We start from the raw sequence: 14,205 nt of genomic DNA on the forward strand, positions 1-14,205 counted from the left end.
GGTAGTTTCGTGACCTCATGGGCATATCCCCCGGACGTACGTCCTGAGGGGGAGACATGAGGGCGGTTCAGTATCGCGAGGTGGGCGGTGCGCCCGAGGTCGTGAGCGTGCCGGATCCGGAGCCGGGGCCCGGGCAGGTGCTGCTGAAGGTGTCGGCGGCCGGGGTGTGCCATTCGGACATCGCGGTGATGGGCTGGACGGCCGAGCAGTTGACGTTCCCGTTGCCGTTGACGCTCGGGCATGAGGGGGCCGGGACGGTCGAGGCGGTCGGCGACGGGGTGCGCGGGGTGTCGATCGGGGAGTCGGTCGCGGTGTACGGCCCGTGGGGGTGCGGGGCGTGCGTGATGTGCGCGCAGGGCAAGGAGAACTACTGCGTGCGGGCGGACGAACTGGGGATCATGCCGCCGGGGCTGGGGGCGCCGGGGGCGATCGCGGAGTACCTCGTGGTCGATGATGCGAGGCACCTCGTGCCGTTGGGCGATCTGGATCCGGTGACGAACGTGCCGTTGACGGACGCGGGGCTCACGCCGTACCACGCGATCAAGGGGGCGCTCCCGAAGCTGGTGCCGGGGAGTGCGGCGGTCGTGATCGGGACGGGCGGGCTCGGGCACGTGGCGATCCAGCTGCTGCGGGCGTTGACGCCCGCGACGGTGATCGCGCTCGATGTGTCGGAGGAGAAGCTGGAGCTGGCGCGGACGGTCGGGGCGCACGAGGTGGTGCTGTCGGACGAGCGCGCGGCCGAGCGGGTCCGCGGGATGACGGGCGGGGTGCAGGCGGTGTTCGACTTCGCGGGGGTGCCGCCGACGGTGGCGACCGCCACGTCGGTGGCGGCCGCCGAGGCGGAGGTCGTGATCGTGGGGATCGGCGGGGGCGTCGCGCAGGTGGGGTTCGGCGCGATCGCCTTCGACGCCTCGGTGCGGGCCCCCTACTGGGGGTCGCGGGGCGAGCTGATCGAGGTCCTGGAGCTGGCCAGGGCGGGGATCATCGACGTCCATGTGGAGACGTACTCGCTGGACGAGGCGCCGAAGGCGTACGAGCGGCTGCACGCCGGGAAGGTGAACGGGCGGGCCGTCATCCTGCCGAACGGCTGAGCAGGGCGCGGGCGTCGGCGGTCGCGAGCTCCATCGCCCGGGGGAGGCGGTCGGCGTTGCGGCCGCCCGCGTGGGCGACGGGGCCCTTGCCGCCGGCGCCGCCGCCGACCTCGCGCGCCGCGCGGGCGAGGAGGTCGCGGGGCGTGCCGAGGCCGGGGCCGAGCGCCGCGACCAGTGTCGCCTTGCCGTTGTGGCGGGCGCCGAGGACGACCGCGTCGGCGTGCGGCAGGAGTTTCGTGGCGACGGCGCGCAGGTCGGGGACGTCGACGATCCGGGTGATGAGGCGGCCGCCCGGGTGGTGCTCGGGGGCCGACGCGAGGGTCGTCACGAGGTCGTCGAGTCGCCTGCGGTGGAGCGCCTTCAGTTCCCGCTGGGCTTCGAGGAGGACCCCGATGCGCTCGGTGAGCCGGTCGGGGGGCGCGTCGAGGAGGTCCGCGAGCTCGGTCAGGACGTGGTGCTCGTGGTCGTAGTGCCGGAGGGCGTCGGCGCCGGTGAGCGCCTCGATGCGGCGGAGCCCGGTGCCGATCGAGGATTCGCCGACGACGCGGACGGGCCCGGCCTGCGTGCCGTGGGCGACGTGGGTGCCGCCGCAGAGCTCCCGGGACGCGTCGCCGATGTCCACGACGCGGACGGTCTCGTCGTACTTCTCACCGAACAGCGCGATCGCACCCGCCGCTTCGGCCTCGGTGCGGGACGCCTCCCAGACGCGCACCTGCGGGTCGTCGAGGAGGTAGTCGTTGACGAGGGTCTGGACGGGCGCGACGTCGACGGGGGAGAAGTGCGCGAAGTCGAAGCGGAGCCTGCCGGGTTCGACGCGGGACCCCCGCTGGACCGCGTGGTCGCCGAGGACGCGGCGCAGCATCGCGTGCAGGACGTGCGTCGCGCTGTGCGAGCGGGCCGTGGCCGTGCGGCGGTCGGCGTCGACGACCGCGTGGCCGGGGCCCGGGCGCGGTTCGCCGTCCACGACACGGACGGTGTGGACGTGCAGGCCGAGTTCGGGCCGGGTGTCCAGCACGCGGAGGGTGCCGGTGGGGGTGCGGATCTCGCCGGTGTCGCCGACCTGGCCGCCGCTCTCGGCGTAGAACGGGCTGCGGTCGAGGATCACCTCGAGCTCGCCCGCGCCGTCGACGAGGGCCAGGACGCGCGTCTCCGCCTCGGTGGTGTCGTGGCCGACGAACTCGGTGGGGCCGTGCTCGGCGAGGAGGCGGCGGTAGAGGTCGCGGCGCGCGACCGCGGAGTCCTTGGTGCCGCGGCCGGCGTCGCGGGCGCGGCGGCGGCGTTCATCGACGAGTTCGCCGAACCTGTCCTCGTCGACGGTGAGGCCCGCGGAGCGCGCCGCGTCGAGGGTGAGGTCGATGGGGAAGCCGTAGGAGTCCTGCAGCGTGAACGCGGTGTCGCCGGAGAGCGTGCCGGACGAGCGGGAGATCGCGCCGTCGAGGAAGCGGGTGCCCTGCCGGAGCGTCTGCTCGAAGCCCTCTTCCTCGGACGCGGCGACGTGCCGGATCAGCTCCGCGTGCGACGCGAGCTCCGGCCACGTCCCGCCGAGGTTGTCGACGACGCCGGCGGTGAGGGGCGGGAGCGCGTCGTCGATGCCGAGCCGGCGGGCGTGCAGGATCGCGCGGCGCATCAGCCGCCGCAGGACGTGCCCGCGCCCGTCGGGGGACGGCAGGACGCCGTCGGCGATGAGGAACGCGATGGAGCGGGAGTGCTCGGCGACGATGCGGAAGGAGACGGGTTCGTCGGTGTAGTCCCGGTTCGCGAGTTCCTGGACGAGCCGGAGGGTCGGGCCCACGAGGTCGGTCTCGCACACGCCGTCCACGCCCTGCAGGATCGCCGCGAGGCGGTCGAGGCCGAGCCCGGTGTCGATGTTCTTCGCGGGCAGTTCGCCGAGGATCGGGTAGCCCTCCTTGCCCGGTCCCTCGCCGCGGAGGTTCTGCATGAAGACGAGGTTCCAGAGTTCCTGGTACCGCTCCCCGTCCACGGCGGGACCGCCCTCGCGGCCGTGGCGCGGCCCGCGGTCGTAATGCAGTTCCGAGGACGGGCCGCAGGGCCCGGGAATGCCCATCGACCAGTAATTGTCCTTCATTCCGAGTCGCTGGATGCGGTCGGACGGAACGCCGATGCGGCGCCAGAGGCGCACGGATTCGTCGTCGTCCAGGTAGACGGTGACCCATAGCCGGTCGGGGTCGAGACCGAAGTGCTCGGTGAGCAGCTCCCACGACCAGGAGATCGCCTCCTGCTTGAAGTAGTCGCCGAAGGAGAAATTGCCGAGCATCTCGAAGAACGTCGTGTGCCGCGCCGTGCGGCCGACGTTCTCGATGTCGGAGGTGCGCACGCACTTCTGCACGGACATCGCCCGCGGATGATCGGGCGTCGCCTCGCCGAGGAAGTACGGCTTGAACTGGTTCATCCCCGCGTTCGCCAGCAGCAGCGTGGGATCGGACGGGACGAGCGGGCCGGACGGGACGGCGCGGTGATCGCGCTCGCGGAAGAAGTCCAGGAAGGTCGTGCGAATGTCAGAAGAGCGCATGGAACGGCCTCACGAGGTCGATGGGATGACGGCGCACACCGCCGAGCCGGGCCGGGCACGACTGCTCGTTCCCCAGCTCGGCGCGGCTAGCTCGCCGCCCCACCTCGTGAAAGGCCATCGGACTTCCTGACTCGCGGACGTTCATTTCACCGTAGCGCACGGAAAGCGCGATCGGCACGCCCTTAACCTTTACGGTGGCGGGCGTGTACGACTATGTGGGTCCCGCCGAGTTGTTCGCCGGGGCGGATCCCGGCAGGGTCGGTGAACCGGTCGGCTCGCGGGCGGACATCGACGGCCTGGACGACGAGCCCTTCACCTACGTCGTCGATCTGGACGGCGTTCTGCGGATCGCGCCCCGCCGCAGCGAGCACGTGTCCTGCGCGGGCGGGCGTCCCGTCCTGGCGGCGGGCGAGATCGCGTTCGGGGACGGCCGGGCCGTCGAGGTGACGAACCAGTCGACCGGCTACTGCCCTGGTCCCGAGTCGTGGTCGGCGGTCGCGGCCGCCCTCGACCGCGCGGGCCTCGGCCGTCCGGACGGCTTCACGCACGTGTTCGTGTTCCGCCACTGCCCGTCGTGCGCGGAGCTCAACGTGGTGAAGGACGAGCATTTCGTGTGCGTCTTCTGCGACGCCGACCTCCCGGAGCGCCGACCCTAGCCGGGGCCGTCGGCGAGGACGCGGGGGAGCGCGTCGAGGCCGGTGATGCGGACGACGCCCGCGTGGTCGGGCGCGGGGCCGTCTGAGCGGTCGAGCCAGACGCCGGTCAGGCCGGCCGCCGCGGCGCCCCGCGCGTCGGTGTCCAGGCGGTCGCCGACGTAGGCGACGGCGGCGGGCGCCAGCCCGAGCCCCGCGCAGGCGGTGCGGAAGATCTCCGCGGCGGGCTTGGCGCAGCCGGCCTCGCTGGACGCGGTGACGTGCGGCAGCCGTTCCGCGAGCCCCATGCGCGCGAGCTTCGCGCGCTGCTGCCGGACGTCCCCGTTGGTGATCACGCCGAGCCGCAGGCCGCGCGCCGCGAGCGCCGCGAGGGCGCCGGGGACGTCCGGGTACGGCCGCCACGCCGCCTCGTAGCGACCGGTGTAGGCGGCGAACCACGCGTCGGCGCGCGCGTCGTCCCAGGTGCCGAGGCCCAGCTCGCGGGCCAGCCGGACGATGCGGGCGCGGCGCTGCCCGGTGAAGTCGAGCTCGCCCGCGAGGTACCGCTCGATCGCCGCCTCGCCGAGCTCGTGCCAGCGCGGGACGAGCCACGCGGCGTCGGCGTCCGGGAACGCCCCGGCGATCGCCTCCGCGGCGGCGCCGTCGTGGTCGAAGAGCGTCCCGTCGAGGTCGAACAGCACCGCTTCGATGTCGCGCACGGTCCGCACCCTAGACGAGCCCGCCCGGAAACTCGGATGAATCGGCTGGAGTGCTCTTGGAGCATCCGGAACGTGGACATCGCGCGGCGCCCTGGAACGCGGGCGTCCCCGCCGCCGACGGCGAGGCCCTCGGCCCCGCGTACTACTTCGAGCACCACGTGAAGCTCCTCCTCGCCCCGGGCGCCGAGCCCGGCGCCGAGCCCGGCGCCGCGCCGGGGCTCGCGGAGGTCGTCCGTCCGCACGCGGCGCACGTGTCGCGCAACGCCCGCCGCGTCCGGGCGGACGGACGCGCGGAGCGGTTCGTCACCCGGCGCTGCAGGCGGGTCGGGGCGCGGACGGCGGGCGCCCGGCTGGACGCGCTGACCGGCGCGCTGCGGGCGCGCGGGACGGTGCAGGTCGACTCCTCGTTCGGCGAGCGGCTGCCGGTCGAGCCGGACGTCGTGCTGGTGCCGGTACCCGACGGGCCGGACGCGCTGGGCGAACCCCGCGAGGTGCCGCTGCGCTGTGCGACGCCCGCGCTGTCGCTGGCCTGGAAGGTGCACTGGCTGCTCAGCGAATACGCGCCGCAGCCCAAGGACCTGTACGACGCGTGGCTGCTCGCGGGCCACGTCGGTCTCGACACGGGCCTCGTCGACGGGCTGACGCCGCGCCGCCTGGAGGGGATCGGACTCCTCCGGCTCGATCCGGAGGAGTTCGAGAACGCGTGCCCGCAGGCCGACGGGCCGCCCGCGCGGTACGTCCGGGAGCTCGCGGAACGGCTCGCGGACCCGCGCGCCCCCCGCCCGTGACCCGACCCCCGGACGCCGGGAAGGGGCGGGCCCCCGACCGGCGTCCGGGGTAGGTCGGGGGCCCGCGTGGCTCGGCCGGCGGGGGCTGGGAGGTTCCCCCGCGCCTGGATCAGCCGAGACCGTTCCTCATGGAGGTGATCAGCTCACCTCCCGTGGTGTCGCCGCTCAGTTCCCAGAAGAAGGCGCCGCCGAGGCCCTCGCCCGAGGCCCAGCGCATCTTGCCGTCGATGGTGGCGGGGGTGTCGTAGCTCCACCACTGGCTACCGCACTTGGCGTAGGCGGTCCCGGCGACGGTGCCGGTGGCGGGGCAGCGGCTCTTGAGGACCTTGTAGTCCTCGATGCCCGCCTCGTAGGTGCCGGGCGCGGCGCCGGTGGCGGTGCCGCCGGGTTCGGACTGCGTGACGCCGGTCCAGCCGCGCCCGTAGAAGCCGATGCCGATCAGCAGCTTGCTCGCGGGGACGCCCATCGCGGTGAGCTTCGCCATGGTGTCGGCGGTGTTGAAGCCCTGCTGCGGGATGCCGGGGTAGGACGTCAGCGGGGAGTGCGGCGCCGTCGGGCCCTGCGCGGCCCACGCCCCGAAGAAGTCGTAGGTCATCGGCAGGTACCAGTCGACGTACTGGGCGGCGCCCGCGTAGTCGGCCTTCTCCAGCTTGCCGCCGTCGCTGGCGTCGGCGGTGATCGCGGCGGTGACCAGGTTGTCGGTGCCGAACCGGTTCCGCAGGGCGCGCATCAGGTTCTCGAACGCCTCGGGACCGCTGGTGTCGCAGGTGAGGCCGCAGGCGTTCGGGTACTCCCAGTCGATGTCGATGCCGTCGAAGACGTCCGCCCAGCGGGGGTCCTCGACCAGGTTGTAGCAGGACTCGGCAAACGCCTGCGGGTTCTGGGCGGCCTGGCCGAAGCCGCCCGACCAGGTCCAGCCGCCGAAGGACCAGATGACCTTGATGTGCGGGTACATCTTCTTCAGCTTGCGGAGCTGGTTGAAGCTGCCCTTGAGCTCCTGGTCCCAGGTGTCGGCGACGCCGTCCACGCTCTGGTCGGCGGTGTACGCCTTCTCGTAGTCGGCGAACGAGTCGCCGATCGTGCAGCGGCCGTTCTGGACGTTGCCGAACGCGTAGTTGATGTGGGTGAGCTTCTCGGCGGAGCCGCTCGTGTGGATGTTCTTGACGTGGTAGTTGCGCTGGTAGACGCCCCACTGCGCGAAGTAGCCGATGACCTTGTCGCCGCCGGGGCCGGGCTGGCCGCCGCCCGCGTCGGTGGTGACGGACACGGCGTTGGACGCGGCGGACTCGTTCCCGGCGGCGTCGCGGGCCTTGACGGTGAACGTGTAAGCGGTCTGGGCGGTGAGGCCGGTGACGTTGGCCTGGGTACCGGTCACCGTCTGGACTTTGGTGGAGCCGCTGTACACGTCGTAGCCGGTGACGCCGACGTCGTCGGTGGCGGCGGTCCAGGCCAGCGCGACGGTGGTGGCCGTCTTGCCGGTGGAGCGCAGGCCGGTCGGGGCGGTCGGCGCCTCGGTGTCGCCGCCGGGCCCGCCGGAGCCGTCGCACGCGGCGCCGTTGACGGTGCAGCCGGTGAACCAGCCGGGGCCGGTGCCGCCGAACCCGAAGCTCGTGCTCGCCCCCGCCGCGACGGCGCCGTTCCAGCCCGCGTTGGTGAAGGTGTACTTGTTCCCGGAGACCGTCTTCGTCGCGTTCCAGGTAGCGCCGACGGACGTCCCGGACGGCAGGTCGGCGACGAGCGTCCAGCCGTCGATCGCGGCGCCCGTCCCGTTGGTGATCGTGCAGCGGCCCTCGAAGCCGGTGCCCCAGTCGGAGGTCTTGGTGCAGGTGGCGGTGACGGTTCCGGCCGACGCCGCCGGGAGCGCCGTGAGGAGTCCGCCGGCCGCCGCGAGGACGGCCGCGCCCGCGAGCGCGATGGCCCGCCGTACGCCCGGTCTTGACATGATTCTCCGTTCGTTCGGCCCCCGAGCAAACAGGAATCCCCGCTCAACTCTTAGGAAACTTTCCTAAGAATTGTGGCGATGGTAACCGGGCGGATCCGGCCGTTCAAGGGCCGGACGGGACGCCGGCGGGGCCCCGGCGGGCGGTGCGGGCGCTGGTCCGGGCGTCGGCCTGCACACGTACGTACGGGGCGCGCGGCGGAAAAAGTTCAGGCCCCGCCGAACCACCCGGGGACGTCCAGCCGCCACGGATCGGCGGGCGTGAGGGCGCGGAGGTCGTCCTCCAGGGCGCGGACGCGTTCGGGGCCGAGCCGTCGCGACCAGTCGGCGCGGACGCGCTCGAAGGCCGCCTCGGAGCGCCGCAGGGCGTCGACGGCCCGCGGCGTGAGCCGGACGGTCTTGCGGCGGGCGTCGCCGGGGTCGGGCACCCGTTCGACGTAGCCCGCGCGCTCGAGCGTCTCGATCATCTTGCCCGCGGCCTGCTTGGACACGCCGAGCCGGCGGCCCAGTTCGGCGGCCGAGGAGCCGCCGCGCATGATCGCCTGGAAGACGAACCCGTGCGTCGGGCGCAGGTCGGGGTGGCCGTGGGCGGCCAGGTCGGCGTGGACCTCGTCGATGGACGCGCGGAACGCCAGGAACATCCGCAGCGGCAGCTCGAACCCGGGGGATTCGCTTGACATGAAAGACAACCTCGTTGACCATATAGACAACCTCATTGCCTAACTTAGGGGATTCCGCCATGACCCTCGTCCGCAACGCCGACGGCCGCCGCACCGAGACGCCGAACGGGACGATGACCACGTTCGCCACCCCCACCCAGGGCGGCACCGCCGGGCTCGCCGTCTGGCGCGTCGACATGCTCCCCGGGAGGACCGGCCCCCGGCACGCCTTCGACACCGAGCAGGTGTGGACGTTCCTGGACGGCGCGGCCACCGTCGACGTCGGCGGCCGCACCGAGCGCGTCGGCCCCGGCGACACGCTCGTCCTGCCCGCCGACGTCGCCCGGCAGATGACCACCGGCGCGGACACCGGCTTCACCGCCGTCGTCGCCGGGCACGCTGGCTGCCTCGCCTACGACCCGGACGCCCTCATCGACGAGAGCAGGTGCGACATCGCGCCGCAGGGGGACGAGCGCATCGTCCCGCCCTGGGCGCGGTGACGGCGCGCGCGCCGGTCTAACCGGCGTTCAGATAGGCCAGGACCGCCAGGACGCGCCGGTTGTCGTCCTCCGACGGGGGCAGCCCGAGCTTGCCGAAGATGCTGTTCGTGTGCTTGCTGACCGCCTTCTCGGTGACGAACAGCCGCGCGGCGATCGCCGCGTTCGTCCGTCCCTCGGCCATCAGCCCGAGCACCTCGCGCTCGCGGGGGGTCAGCGCCTGCAGCGGCTCCTCGCGGGCGTGCCGGGTGAGCAGCTGGGCGACGACGTCCGGGTCGAGGGCGGTGCCGCCGCCCGCGACCCGGCGCACCGCCTCGACGAACTGCTTCACGTCCGACACCCGGTCCTTGAGCAGGTAGCCGATGCCGCCGCTGCGGTCGGACAGCAGCTCCCGCGCGTACAGCTGCTCCACGTGCTGCGACAGCACCAGCACCGGCAGGCCGGGGATCTCCCGCCGCGCCTGCAGCGCCGCCTTCAGCCCCTCGTCGGTGAACGTCGGCGGCAGCCGGACGTCCACCACCGCGACGTCCGGGCGGTGCGTCGTCAGCGCCCGCAGCAGCGACGGGCCGTTGTCGACCGCCTCCGCCACCTCGAAGCCGAACGCCTCGAGGAGCCTGATCAGGCCGTCCCGGAGGAGGGCGAGGTCCTCGGCGATGACAACGCGCACGGCAGCTCCATGGTCACGACGGTCGGGCCGCCGGTCGGGCTCGTCACCGCCATCGTCCCATCGAACGCGGCCAGCCGGCGCTCGATGCCGCGCAGCCCGCCGCCGCCCGCCGGGTCCGCCCCGCCCGTCCCGTCGTCCCCGACGATCGCGAGCAGGCGGGCGCCGTCGTGCTCCACCTGCACCCAGGCGCGCCGCGCGCCCGAGTGCTTCACCACGTTGGCGAGCGTCTCCGCGACCGCGAAGTAGGCCGCCGACTCCACCGGGGCGTCGGCGCGGCCCGGCAGGTCGATCCGCACGTCGACCGGCAGCGGCAGGCTCAGCGCCAGCGCCGCCACCGCCCCCTCCAGCCCCCGCTCGGCCAGCACCGGCGGATGGATGCCCCGGACCAGGTCGCGCAGCTCCGTCAGCGCGGTGCCGCCCGCCTCCCGCGCCTCGGCGAGCAGCTTCGCGGCCGTCTCCGGGTCGTGCTTCAGCATCTCCTCGGCCAGCCCGATGTTCATGCTCAGCGCGACCAGCCGCGCCTGCGCGCCGTCGTGCAGGTCGCGCTCGATCCGGCGCAGTTCGGCGGCCGACGCGTCCACCGTCTCCGACCGCGTCTCGGTGAGCCGCTCCACCCGCTCGGCCAGCGAGCCCCGCGTCGGCGCGAGCAGCGACCGGCAGAACAGCGCGTGCCCCTTGAGGAAGGCCGTCCCCGCCGGGACCGACACCGCCGTGAGCGCCGCGCCCAGCACGACCGTCCCGACGTAGCCGGTCGCGCCCCAGTCGTTCAGCATCCAGAACGGGCCCCAGCCGTAGTCGATCAACGGCGCCAGCCACGGTGCGACGAACACGCCCTCCAGCCCGTACACGGTCAGGCCGCCGCCGAGGACGCCGAGGACGAGCCCGAGCGGGGCGTTCAGCAGCGACCACAGCAGGTCGCGCCACGTCGCCGGGTCGCCGAGCAGCCACCCCAGCCGCCGCCACGGGCCCATGCGGCCGGACGGCCGGGGCCGGTACGGCGCCGGGATCCGCACCCCCGACCAGTCCGCCGCCCACAGCCGCTGCTGGTTCGCCACGCCGCGCAGCCCGACCACCATGACCGGAGTCAGGAAGACGCCCGCGCCGAGCGGGATCAGGAGGATCGACACGACCGTCAGGATGAACAGCGGGAGCCCGACCGCGCACGCCACGACGACCTGGACCAGCCCGCGCACGAAGTTGAGGAAGGCGCGCCGGACGAACCGTCCCCGGCGATCGGCGGGCCGCTCGTGCTCGTTCAACGTTCCTCCAGGCGTCCGATGGTGCTCCGCGCCCATTCTCGGACCCCGCGCCGCGGGCGGCAGTGGGCCCAGGCCCCCGTTCCGCGCGGCACGAGGTGGAGTTATGCCTACCCTCTCCGGCAGGCGGCGGGAAGGGAACCGCCACGGGAAGGGAACGCATGGACGAGCGTGCACACGCCCGGCGCCACGTGCTCCTGGATCCCGACGGCACCCAGGGCGACTGGCTGTACGTCGTGGTCCGGGCCGGGACGGGCGTCGTCTACGAGCAGCAGTACGGCGGGACGGCGACGCTGCACGCCGGGGTCGAGGGCTACCTCGTCCCGGTCGCCGCCCGCGACCCGGTGAGCGGCCGCGACGGGCTGCGCGAGCTGCGCGACGTCTTCGAGCGCACGCTGCGCGGCGCCGGCGCCGGCGGCCGCGCCCTCGACCCCGGCGTCCTCGACCGGATCCGGTCCGCGGTCGGGGCGCTGCGCTTCTGGGCGTCCGGCCCGGGGCGCGACACCGGGTGGGCGCCGCTCCGGGTGGACGACGACCGCATCGCCGAACTGGACGAGGCGTGGATCCCCGTTCGGACGCCCGACGGGCCCGGCGTCCTCCTGTGGAGCAACTCCGACTGAGCGCGGCGCCCGGCGGCACGGCGCCCGTCGGACGGAGGCCGTACGGTGGGCGGGCGGCGCACCGGGAACCGGGCACGCCGGGGTGACAAGACAAGCGGGCCGGTTCCCTGGACAATGCACTGCGACACCCAGGGGAGAAAGCGAATCGAAGTTGTGACAGCGACCACTGGCCAGACGGCCACCGAGCAGACCGTGACCGGGCAGTCCGCGGGAGCGGACGGCCCGCCGCCGATCACCCGGCGGATCGCCGACGAGATCGGCGTCCGCGAAGGACAGGTGCGGGTCGCGGTGGACCTGCTCGACGGCGGGGCGACCGTCCCGTTCATCGCCCGCTACCGCAAGGAGGCGACCGGCGCGCTCGACGACGCGCAGCTGCGGGCCCTGGAGGAGCGCCTGCGCTACCTCCGCGAGCTGGACGAACGGCGCGGCGCGATCCTGGAGTCGATCGAGTCGCAGGGCAAGCTGACCGGCGAGCTGCGCGCCCGCATCATGGCGGCCGAGTCGAAGGCGCGGCTGGAGGACATCTACCTCCCGTACAAGCCGAAGCGGCGCACCAAGGCGCAGATCGCCCGCGAGGCGGGCCTCGAACCGCTCGCCGACCTGCTGCTGGACGACCCGGACCGCGACCCGCAGGGCGAGGCCGGGGCCTACGTCGACGCGGAGAAGGGCGTCGCGGACGCGGCCGCCGCGCTGGAGGGCGCCCGCGCGATCCTCGTCGAGCGCTTCGCCGAGGACGCCGACCTCATCGGCGAGCTGCGCGAGCGCATGTGGAAGCGGGGCCGCATGACCTCCCGCGTCCGGGAGGGCAAGGAGGAGGCCGGGGCCAAGTTCTCCGACTACTTCGAGTTCGCCGAGCCGCTGGAGAAGCTGCCGTCGCACCGCGTCCTCGCGCTGTTCCGCGGCGAGAAGGAGGAGATCCTCGACCTCGACCTCGAACCGGAGGAGGAGCCGCAGGAACCGGGCGTCCGGACGTCCTACGAGGCGGAGATCGCGCGCCGGTTCGGCATCGTCGACCGTGGCCGCCCCGCCGACGGGTGGCTCGCCGACACCGTCCGCTGGGCGTGGCGCACCCGGATCCTGGTGCACCTCGGCATCGACCTGCGCACCCGGCTGCGGCAGGAGGCCGAGGACGAGGCCGTCCGGGTGTTCGCCGCGAACCTGCGCGACCTGCTGCTGGCCGCGCCCGCCGGGTCCCGCGCGACGATGGGCCTGGACCCGGGCCTGCGCACCGGCGTGAAGGTCGCCGTCGTGGACGCCACCGGCAAGGTCACCGCGACCGACACGATCTACCCGCACGAGCCGCGCCGCAAGTGGGACGAGTCGATCGAGACGCTCGCGAAGCTCGCCCGCGAGCACAACGTCGACCTGGTCTCGATCGGCAACGGGACGGCGTCCCGCGAGACCGACAAGCTCGCCGCCGACCTGATCGCCCGGCACCCCGACCTGAAGCTCACCAAGATCATGGTGTCCGAGGCGGGCGCGTCGGTGTACTCGGCGTCGGAGTACGCGAGCCGCGAGCTGCCCGGGATGGACGTGTCGCTGCGCGGCGCCGTCTCGATCGCCCGGCGGCTGCAGGACCCGCTCGCCGAGCTCGTCAAGATCGACCCGAAGTCGATCGGCGTCGGCCAGTACCAGCACGACGTCTCCGAGGTGAAGCTGTCGCGCTCCCTCGACGCCGTCGTCGAGGACTGCGTGAACGCCGTCGGCGTCGACGTCAACACCGCGTCCGCGCCGCTGCTGACCCGCGTGTCCGGCATCGGCGAGGGCCTCGCGGAGAACATCGTCGCGCACCGCGACGCCAACGGCCCGTTCCGCAGCCGCGACGGGCTCAAGGGCGTGCCGCGGCTCGGCCCGAAGGCGTTCGAGCAGTGCGCGGGCTTCCTGCGCATCCGCGGCGGCGACGACCCGCTCGACGCGTCGTCCGTCCACCCGGAGTCGTACCCGGTGGTGCACCGCATCCTCGGCGCGGCGGGCGGCGACATCAACGGGCTCATCGGCAACACCGCCGTGCTGCGCGGCCTGCGCCCGGACGCGTTCGTCGACGAGACGTTCGGCCTGCCGACCGTCACCGACATCATCGCCGAGCTGGAGAAGCCGGGCCGCGACCCGCGCCCCGCGTTCAGGACGGCCGCGTTCAAGGAGGGCGTCGACAAGCTCTCCGACCTCGAGCCGGGCATGATCCTCGAGGGCGTCGTGACGAACGTCGCGGCGTTCGGCGCGTTCGTCGACGTCGGCGTGCACCAGGACGGGCTCGTCCACATCTCCGCGATGTCCGACAAGTTCGTGTCCGACCCGCGCGACGTCGCCAAGCCCGGCGACATCGTCCGGGTCAAGGTGCTGGACGTCGACCTGCAGCGCAAGCGCATCTCGCTGACGCTGCGGCTGGACGACGAGCCCGGCCGCGAGCAGGGCGGCCGGCGCGGCGACTCCCGCGACCGGCGGCAGGGCCGCGGCGGACCGGGCGGCGGCGGCCAGGGCGGCGGCCAGGGCGGAGGCCAGGGCGGCGGGCGCGGCCAGAACGCGCGCGGCGGCCGCGGCGGCGGTCAGGGCGGCGGCCAGAACGGCGGCGGCCGCGGCGGCCAGGGCGGCGGGCGCGGCCAGGGCGGCGGCGGCCGGGGCGGCCAGGGCGGCCAGGGCGGCTACTCCGGCGGCGGCGGCGCGATGGCCGACGCGCTGCGCCGCGCGGGCCTCGACAAGGGCCTGCCCGGCGACGGCCGCAAGGGCGGCAAGCGCCGCTAGGACACCGCAGCCGGACGCACGGCGGGCCGCCGTCCCCTTCCGCACCGGGAGGGGCGGCGGCCCGCCGC

13 protein-coding genes are annotated in these 14,205 nt (G+C 74.0%); 6 read left to right on the forward strand and 7 right to left on the reverse strand.

Going from position 1 to position 14,205, the window contains the following annotated elements; all coding sequences use genetic code 11:
- Window positions 1–56: 56 nt before the first annotated feature.
- Complete coding sequence (locus AB0L25_RS12595) at window positions 57–1,091, forward strand: NAD(P)-dependent alcohol dehydrogenase (RefSeq protein WP_500171394.1); 1,035 nt, start codon at window positions 57–59, stop codon at window positions 1,089–1,091.
- On the opposite strand, the gene alaS is transcribed toward AB0L25_RS12595, so the two are convergent.
- Window positions 1,072–3,621: an alanine--tRNA ligase gene (gene alaS / locus AB0L25_RS12600; protein WP_500171396.1), complete on the reverse strand. Its 2,550-nt coding sequence runs from the start codon at window positions 3,619–3,621 to the stop codon at window positions 1,072–1,074. The two genes, AB0L25_RS12595 and alaS, sit on opposite strands and share 20 nt — an antisense overlap.
- Window positions 3,608–3,799 (reverse strand): hypothetical protein, encoded by a 192-nt coding sequence (locus AB0L25_RS12605; protein WP_500171397.1) that lies wholly within the window; start codon window positions 3,797–3,799, stop codon window positions 3,608–3,610. The genes alaS and AB0L25_RS12605 overlap by 14 nt, the downstream gene beginning before the upstream one ends.
- A gap of 25 nt (window positions 3,800–3,824) precedes the next feature.
- Between AB0L25_RS12605 and AB0L25_RS12610 the strand changes: the two genes are divergently transcribed.
- The gene (locus AB0L25_RS12610) at window positions 3,825–4,277 is read left to right on the forward strand and encodes a hypothetical protein (protein WP_500171399.1); all 453 of its coding nucleotides are present in this window, start codon (window positions 3,825–3,827) and stop codon (window positions 4,275–4,277) included.
- Here the strand turns inward: AB0L25_RS12610 and AB0L25_RS12615 are convergent.
- On the reverse strand, window positions 4,274–4,972 hold the full coding sequence (locus AB0L25_RS12615; protein WP_500171401.1) for an HAD family hydrolase: 699 nt from the start codon (window positions 4,970–4,972) through the stop codon (window positions 4,274–4,276). The genes AB0L25_RS12610 and AB0L25_RS12615 overlap by 4 nt on opposite strands.
- 56 nt (window positions 4,973–5,028) lie before the next feature.
- On the opposite strand from AB0L25_RS12615, the gene AB0L25_RS12620 reads away from it, so the two are divergent.
- Window positions 5,029–5,760 carry a nucleotidyl transferase AbiEii/AbiGii toxin family protein gene (locus tag AB0L25_RS12620; protein ID WP_500171403.1) on the forward strand — a complete coding sequence of 244 codons (732 nt, stop codon included), beginning with the start codon at window positions 5,029–5,031 and terminating at the stop codon, window positions 5,758–5,760.
- Window positions 5,761–5,869: 109 nt separating this feature from the next.
- Here AB0L25_RS12620 and AB0L25_RS12625 read toward each other — a convergent pair whose 3' ends face one another.
- Window positions 5,870–7,702 (reverse strand): glycosyl hydrolase family 18 protein, encoded by a 1,833-nt coding sequence (locus AB0L25_RS12625; protein WP_500171405.1) that lies wholly within the window; start codon window positions 7,700–7,702, stop codon window positions 5,870–5,872.
- A 206-nt stretch (window positions 7,703–7,908) separates the two neighbouring features.
- Window positions 7,909–8,379 (reverse strand): MarR family winged helix-turn-helix transcriptional regulator, encoded by a 471-nt coding sequence (locus tag AB0L25_RS12630; protein ID WP_500171407.1) that lies wholly within the window; start codon window positions 8,377–8,379, stop codon window positions 7,909–7,911.
- A 59-nt stretch (window positions 8,380–8,438) separates the two neighbouring features.
- Between AB0L25_RS12630 and AB0L25_RS12635 the strand changes: the two genes are divergently transcribed.
- A complete protein-coding gene (locus tag AB0L25_RS12635) occupies window positions 8,439–8,858 on the forward strand; it encodes a cupin domain-containing protein (protein ID WP_500171409.1) in 420 nt (139 codons plus the stop codon).
- A 16-nt stretch (window positions 8,859–8,874) separates the two neighbouring features.
- Here AB0L25_RS12635 and AB0L25_RS12640 read toward each other — a convergent pair whose 3' ends face one another.
- Together AB0L25_RS12640 and AB0L25_RS12645 are read right to left on the reverse strand one after the other, a co-directional pair.
- Complete coding sequence (locus tag AB0L25_RS12640) at window positions 8,875–9,522, reverse strand: LuxR C-terminal-related transcriptional regulator (RefSeq protein ID WP_500171411.1); 648 nt, start codon at window positions 9,520–9,522, stop codon at window positions 8,875–8,877.
- Window positions 9,474–10,781, reverse strand: coding sequence for a sensor histidine kinase (locus tag AB0L25_RS12645; protein WP_500171413.1), 1,308 nt, complete (start codon window positions 10,779–10,781; stop codon window positions 9,474–9,476). The genes AB0L25_RS12640 and AB0L25_RS12645 overlap by 49 nt, the downstream gene beginning before the upstream one ends.
- Before the next feature lie 158 nt (window positions 10,782–10,939).
- Between AB0L25_RS12645 and AB0L25_RS12650 the strand changes: the two genes are divergently transcribed.
- Window positions 10,940–11,398, forward strand: a complete 459-nt coding sequence (locus AB0L25_RS12650) for a DUF6210 family protein (protein ID WP_500171415.1) — start codon at window positions 10,940–10,942, stop codon at window positions 11,396–11,398.
- Window positions 11,399–11,590: 192 nt separating this feature from the next.
- Window positions 11,591–14,137, forward strand: a complete 2,547-nt coding sequence (locus tag AB0L25_RS12655; RefSeq protein ID WP_500171488.1) for a Tex family protein — start codon at window positions 11,591–11,593, stop codon at window positions 14,135–14,137.
- Window positions 14,138–14,205 lie beyond the last annotated feature (68 nt).

It is taken from the genome of Spirillospora sp. NPDC052242, from assembly GCF_040679555.1.
GTDB lineage: Bacteria > Actinomycetota > Actinomycetes > Streptosporangiales > Streptosporangiaceae > Spirillospora.

Excerpts from the sequence above, each read along its gene's own strand:
- AB0L25_RS12630 (WP_500171407.1), bottom strand. The coding sequence starts at position 8,379 with ATGTCAAGCGAATCCCCCGGGTTCGAGCTGCCGCTGCGGATGTTCCTG.
- AB0L25_RS12650 (WP_500171415.1), top strand. The coding sequence starts at position 10,940 with ATGGACGAGCGTGCACACGCCCGGCGCCACGTGCTCCTGGATCCCGAC.
- alaS (WP_500171396.1), bottom strand. The coding sequence starts at position 3,621 with ATGCGCTCTTCTGACATTCGCACGACCTTCCTGGACTTCTTCCGCGAG.
- AB0L25_RS12635 (WP_500171409.1), top strand. The coding sequence starts at position 8,439 with ATGACCCTCGTCCGCAACGCCGACGGCCGCCGCACCGAGACGCCGAAC.
- AB0L25_RS12625 (WP_500171405.1), bottom strand. The coding sequence starts at position 7,702 with ATGTCAAGACCGGGCGTACGGCGGGCCATCGCGCTCGCGGGCGCGGCC.
- AB0L25_RS12595 (WP_500171394.1), top strand. The coding sequence starts at position 57 with ATGAGGGCGGTTCAGTATCGCGAGGTGGGCGGTGCGCCCGAGGTCGTG.